Source organism: Microbacterium sp. ZOR0019 (assembly GCF_000800925.1).
In the GTDB taxonomy this organism is placed as follows: domain Bacteria; phylum Actinomycetota; class Actinomycetes; order Actinomycetales; family Microbacteriaceae; genus Microbacterium; species Microbacterium aurugineum.
The window spans coordinates 22,098-28,097 of sequence record NZ_JRKC01000007.1; the positions used below are offsets into that span (position 1 = coordinate 22,098).

Here is a 6,000-nt window from a genome sequence, read left to right on the forward strand (position 1 = left end):
GCGGAATCACGCACTGAAGGTGTGCGGGCTCACTTACCGCCGGGAGGACCGATCAGCAGCAGGATGACGTACAGCGCGACGATGCCGACCACGAGCAGCACGGCGAGCACCCACGGCCGCTGCAGGAACCACCGCATCAGCCGGTCGTACCACCGTCGATCACGCGGATCCTCGGTCGTCTCGAGACGCCAGGCTCCGGTGAGCCGGCCGGTGCGGTGCAGCCAGATCTCCATCGGGATGGTCGCGTAGGGCACGACGGCGCTCGCGACGGCGAGCACGCCGACCCCGACATGCCAGCGCTGGTTCAGGGCGACCAGGATCGCCGTCGCCGCATAGCTCAGGAAGATGAATCCGTGGATGCCTCCGCCCACCGTCACCACCACGCCGGGGGCGCCGACGGCGCGGGCGATGATCGCGCCGATCAGGATCGTCCAGGTGATCGCCTCCGCGATCGCGAGGACTCGGTACAGACGGTCGGGGGTGCGGAACACGGTACTCCTCGGGTGGGGTGCTTCCACCGTATCCGTCCCGTCATCCCCCTCGAATCAACCGAATGGTTGAGTCCGTCAAGACGGTGCGACCCGTCTCGCGCACCGACATCGGAATAGCAGCCCGCGCGACGACGTTGCCGAAGGCATGGTGACAGTGGATGCGGATGCGCTCTCGCACGTGCTCGGTGCGGTCGATCTCCGCGTCGGCATCGGACGCCGATCGTCGCTCGCCGCGGGAGCGCTGCTGCCGATCCCCGCCGACGCCATCACCCTGGTCTACATCGTCGCGGGCGCCGTGCGGGGGCATCCTCCGCTCGGAGACGGCTGCCGTCTCGACGTCGATCCCGATTCGCAGCGACTCCGGCTCGACAACACGCAGGCGCGCCATGACCTGCTCGTGACGGGCGACGCGTTCCTGACCCTCGGCCGGTCGCCGTTCGCGCTCGAGGCACACGACGAGACGATCCTCATGATCGCCGACATCGAGCTCGCAGATGTCGCGTCACCCCTGCCCGCACTGCTGCCCCCGTTCCTCACCGTGACCGGCTTCGACGCCGTGGAGCCCGCGGCCGCCGCCCTCGCCCTGAACATGGGGGTGATCGACCACACGGTCACACCCGCCCGCCAGGGGGACCCGGTGATCTGCCGCCTGATGGCGACGACCGTCCTGTTGTCGGTCATCCGTGCTTGGGCGGCGAACGGCTGCGCGCCCACCGGCTGGCCCTCCCTGTCGAGCGACCCCTTCCTCGACCGCGTGGTCGACGCCATCCACGAGGAGCCGGGGCGCGACTGGACGGTCGAGCGCCTCGCCGCGATCGGGGCGATGTCGCGCTCGACCTTCGCCGAGCGGTTCCGCAGCGCTGTCGGACGCTCACCCGCCGACTACGTCACCGAGGTGCGGGTCGATGCGGCGAAGCGGATGCTCGACGCCGGACGCTCCGTCTCGGACATCTCCCGCGAGCTGGGCTACGCCTCGGACGAGGGATTCAGCCGCGCATTCCGACGCCGCACCGGACAGACCCCCTCGTCCTGGCGCCTCACCAACCGCACTCCCGTCCCGGCCTGAGCGGCACCCGCCCGGGTCAGGCTCTGCTGCTGACCCGATTCGATGCGCCGAACAGCACCGCGCCGGCGAGCAGCGCGACGGCACCGATCACGTAGACCAGTTCGACGTTCAGAGTGTCGACGAGCAGCCCACCGATGCCGGCGGCGAGCGTGATCGCGCCCTGGAACCCCACGACGACCAGGCTGCCCCCGGCTTCGAGCCGATCGGGCATCCGGTGTCCGACCCAGGTGTTCACGACGATCAGCCAGGACGAGAAGAAGAAGCCCCACACCAGCACGACGATGCCCACGCCGACGATCGATCCGGAGAAGAGGATCATCGCGGTCACCGACACGGCGATCACCAACGGCGCGAACACCGCGAAGAAGGCGAACGTGCGGTCGATGACGAGCCCGATCGTGATGTTGCCGAGCAGACCGCCGACGCCGAACAGCGCGAGCAGCACGACGATGGTCGAGGCGTCGACGTCGGGGATCCGCTCCAGCGCGAGGCGCACGTAGGTGTAGGCGAGGAAGTGCCCGAGGACCACGAGCACATGCCCGACCATGCCGAGGCCGATGCCCGGGCGGCGCAGGGTGTCGACGAGCAGTCGCAGACTCGACGCCTGCTCCGCCGGAACGGAAGGCAGCGCGAACCGCAGCACGGCCGCGAGCACGACCAGGAGCACGCCCGCGAGGGCGAAGACGGCCCGCCAGTCCATGAGCTCACTGAGCATGACGCCGAGGGGCACGCCTGCGACGGTCGCCAGCGACACCCCGGCGGAGGTGAACATGACGCCGCGTCCGAGGTTCGCGGGTCCCGCGAGGCGCGCTGCCACAGTGATCGACATCGCCCAGTACGCGCTGATCGCGGCGCCCAGCAGGAAGCGCGCCAGCAGCACGATGATCAGATTCGGCGCGATCGCCACGATGAGGTTCGACACGGCCGCGGCGAGCGCCATCCACAGCAGCAGCGACCGTCGGTCGAGGCGCGGGAAGATCAGTCCGACCGTCGGGGCGACGACGAGTCCGACGAGCGCGGTCACGGTGACGGTCTGTCCTGCCTGGCCCGGGGTGACCCCGAGGCCGTCGGCCATCTCGGTGAGCACACCGTTGGGCAGGAACTCGGCCGTGACCAGCAGGAAGCCCATCAGCATGAGCACGATCAACCCGCCGTAGCGGATGCGGGGCGCCGCAGAGGAAGACACGGTGGGAACGGGGGCTGTCGTGGTCATGGTTCCACGCTCGCAGGATCCGGATGCCGCCGCCCGACCAGGCGTCCGCGGCATCCGACCGATCGTCCGGAGCGATCCCGGCGGGTCGGGCGTTGACCACCGCCTCTGGACACGTTCGCCGGGGACGCCCTATGCTCGACGACGCACCGGGACGCGCCCGGGAAGCCCGAGCGGAAGGAGCCGAAGACATGAACACGGTCTTTGTCGCGCTTTCCGCCGACCACCTTCCCCTCGAGGCCACCCGCTCCTGATCCTGGCGTGGCCTCCCCTCCTGGAGCCACACTTGTCTGATCCCTCCGCTTCCTCGGAAGCCGCGTCGTTCGACGCCTCCTCCTTCGAAACCCTCGAAACCGAACTCTCCTTCGCCGACGTCGACCCCGGTGAGGGCCAGCGCTGGTCCACGTGGCCGGCGATCACCCCGTCCGAGCGCGGGCCCGAGCCGTGGCCCGCGTGGGTGGTGACCTCCGCCGGTGCGCTCGACACCGAACGGGGCGTCCTCAAGACCGGCAAAGAGGCCGACGTGTTCCTGATCGAGCGCGCCGTGCCCGGTGATCCGGCGCAGCACACCCTGCTCGCCGCGAAGCGCTATCGCAGCGCCGAGCACCGCAGCTTCCACCGTTCCTCGACGTACACGGAGGGGCGCAGCACCCGGAACACCCGTGACACCCGCGCCCTCGCCAAGAAGTCGAGCCACGGTCGCGACGTGGCAGCGGCGCAGTGGTCCTTCGCCGAGTTCGAGGCGCTGTGCCGGATGTGGGAGCTCGGCGCGCCGGTGCCGTACCCCGTGCAGGTGAACGGCACCGAGGTGCTGATGGAGTTCCTCGGCGACGCCGACGGCACGGCCGCACCCCGGCTCGCCCAGTCACGCGGCGACCGTGCCGCGCTTCAGGAGTGCTACGCGCAGGTCGTCGATCTGATGCGGATCTTCGCCGCAGCCGGCTTCGCCCACGGCGACCTCTCCGCATACAACCTGCTCGTGCATGAGGGCCGGGTGCGGGTGATCGACCTGCCGCAGATCGTGGACGTCATCGCGAACCCGCAGGGACTCGACCTGCTGCATCGCGATTGCGTGAACATCTGCGACTGGTTCACCCGACGCCGCGTCGACGCCGACCCCGAGGAACTGTTCGCCGAGCTGCTCGCGGCGCTCTACTGAGAGTCAGACGCCACGCGGGCGGCCAGCAGCGTCACGAGCTCGTACACCACATGGCTCGCGGCGATGCCGGTCATCTGCGCGTGGTCGTAGGCGGGCGACACCTCGACCACGTCCGCGCCGACGATGTTCTGCGACGTCAGGGCACGCAGGATCCGCAGCAGCTCCCGGCTCGTGAGCCCCCCGGCCTCGGGCGTACCGGTGCCGGGCGCGTGGGCGGGGTCGAGCACGTCGATGTCGATCGACACGTACAGCGGCTTGTCGCCGATGCGCTGGAGGATGCGGGCGATGCCGGCCTCGACGCCGTGCTCCTCGATGTACTCGCTCGACACGATCGAGAAGCCCAGGCGCTCGTCGTCCTCCAGATCCTGCTTCGAGTACAGGGGGCCTCGCGTGCCGACGTGGCAGCTGGAGGTGAGGTCGATCAGTCCCTCCTCGCTCGCGCGGCGGAAGGGGGTGCCGTGGGTGACGGGTGCCCCGAAGTAGGTGTCCCACGTGTCGAGATGTGCGTCGAAGTGCAGCACGGCGACGGGGCCGTGCTTCGCGGCGACCGCGCGCAGCAGGGGCAGCGCGACCGTGTGGTCCCCGCCGATCGTGACGATGCGCTGCACCTGCTCGCCGAGGGCCAGGGCCGCGCGCTCGACCTCGGTCACGGCTTCCGTGAGGTCGAAGGGGTTGACCGGGATGTCACCCGCATCCACGACCTGTGCGATCGCGAACGGCGACACGTCCTGCGCGGGGTTGTACGGCCGCAGCAGTCGCGAGGACTCGCGCACGTGCGACGGACCGAACCGCGTGCCCGGTCGGTAGCTGACGCCCGAGTCGAACGGGATGCCCACGACCGCGATGTCGGCGCGCGGAACATCTTCGATCCGCGGCAGCCGCGCGAAGGTGGCGATACCGGAGTAGCGGGGGTTCACGGACGCGTCGATGGGGCCCACGTTCTCGGTCATGGCTCGTTCCTGTTCGTCGGGGAGGTCAAGGGAGGGAGGTCACGGAGTTCAGAGGGCGCTCTGCGGGAGGTGCACCAGCTGCACGCCGCCCTCGGCGATCGCGGCCCGGATGCTCGTGGCGATGTCCTCGCGGCGCTCCACCCGGCGCCCGGTCGCGCCGAAGGCCGTGGCGAGCGCCGCCCAGTCGGGCTGCACCAGGTCGACGCCGATGGGGGTCATGCCCCGATCGACCTCGTTCTGACGGATCTCGGCGTAGCCGCCGTTGTCGACGCACACGATCGTGACGTCGAGACGCTGCTCGACCGCGGTGACCAGCTCGTTCACGCAGAACATCAGCGCGCCGTCGCCGATCACCGTGACGACCGGATGCTCCGTCTGCGCGACTCTGGCGCCGATCGCCGCCGGCAGCCCGTAGCCGAGCGTCGCGTAGGTGGGGGTATAGAGCAGCGAGTGCGGATGGGCCGACTGCAGCACGCTGCCGAGGGCCAGATAGACGATCTGGGACGAGTCGCCCGCGACGATCGCATCTTCGGGAAGGGCGTCGGCGATGATCTCGGCCAGGGCGACCGCCTCGGGCGCGGTCTCGCGCATCTCGGCGGCGATCGCGCTCCGCTCGGCGGTGAGGTCGCGCGGCGGGCGGGTTTCGTGCGGGACGACGGCCAGCAGCGCCTCCACGACGGCAGCCGCGTCGCCCGTGATGCCCACCGTCGCGGCGAGGTTCTTGTCGTGCTGCGTCGGCGAGATGTCGATACGGATCACGGATCCGCGGGCTTCGAGCCGCGGCGCCCACAGCTCGGCCTCACCGAGCTTCGAGCCGACGACGAGCAACACGTCGGCATCCTCCGCGACCGCGCGGGCCGCGGCGAGGCGCAGATTCGAGCCGAGCGAGAGCGCGTGCTGCTCATCGACCACGCCCTTGCCGTTCAGGGTGGTGAGCACCGGAGCGCCGAGTCGCTCGGCGAGGGTCGTGACCTCGTGCGCGGCATCCACCGCTCCCCCACCGGCGACGATCACCGGGGTCTTCGCGGCGACGAGCAGACGTGCCGCCTCGGCGAGCGCTGCCGGATCCCCGGACGCGCGCGCCGCGACCGGGCGGGGCCGGCGCGCCTCGGCGGAGACCTCGG

General features: G+C 70.4%; 6 protein-coding genes. 2 read left to right on the forward strand and 4 right to left on the reverse strand.

Going from position 1 to position 6,000, the window contains the following annotated elements:
* Positions 1–29: 29 nt before the first annotated feature.
* Positions 30–491: a DUF3817 domain-containing protein gene (locus tag L978_RS02100; protein ID WP_047519811.1), complete on the reverse strand. Its 462-nt coding sequence runs from the start codon at positions 489–491 to the stop codon at positions 30–32.
* Between the two features lie 145 nt (positions 492–636).
* Between L978_RS02100 and L978_RS18195 the strand changes: the two genes are divergently transcribed.
* Positions 637–1,557, forward strand: coding sequence for a helix-turn-helix domain-containing protein (locus tag L978_RS18195; RefSeq protein ID WP_052193268.1), 921 nt, complete (start codon positions 637–639; stop codon positions 1,555–1,557).
* Positions 1,558–1,573: 16 nt separating this feature from the next.
* On the opposite strand, the gene L978_RS02110 is transcribed toward L978_RS18195, so the two are convergent.
* A complete protein-coding gene (locus L978_RS02110; protein ID WP_047519813.1) occupies positions 1,574–2,770 on the reverse strand; it encodes an MFS transporter in 1,197 nt (398 codons plus the stop codon).
* Positions 2,771–3,053: 283 nt separating this feature from the next.
* Here L978_RS02110 and L978_RS02115 point away from each other — a divergent pair, with 283 nt between their 5' ends.
* Complete coding sequence (locus L978_RS02115) at positions 3,054–3,926, forward strand: serine protein kinase RIO (protein WP_047519814.1); 873 nt, start codon at positions 3,054–3,056, stop codon at positions 3,924–3,926.
* Here L978_RS02115 and speB read toward each other — a convergent pair.
* On the reverse strand, positions 3,920–4,876 hold the full coding sequence (gene speB, locus L978_RS02120; protein WP_047519816.1) for an agmatinase: 957 nt from the start codon (positions 4,874–4,876) through the stop codon (positions 3,920–3,922). The two genes, L978_RS02115 and speB, sit on opposite strands and share 7 nt — an antisense overlap.
* 48 nt (positions 4,877–4,924) lie before the next feature.
* Positions 4,925–6,000, reverse strand: a 1,076-nt coding sequence (locus L978_RS02125) for a thiamine pyrophosphate-binding protein (protein WP_052193269.1), incomplete at its 5' end; no start/stop codon positions are given.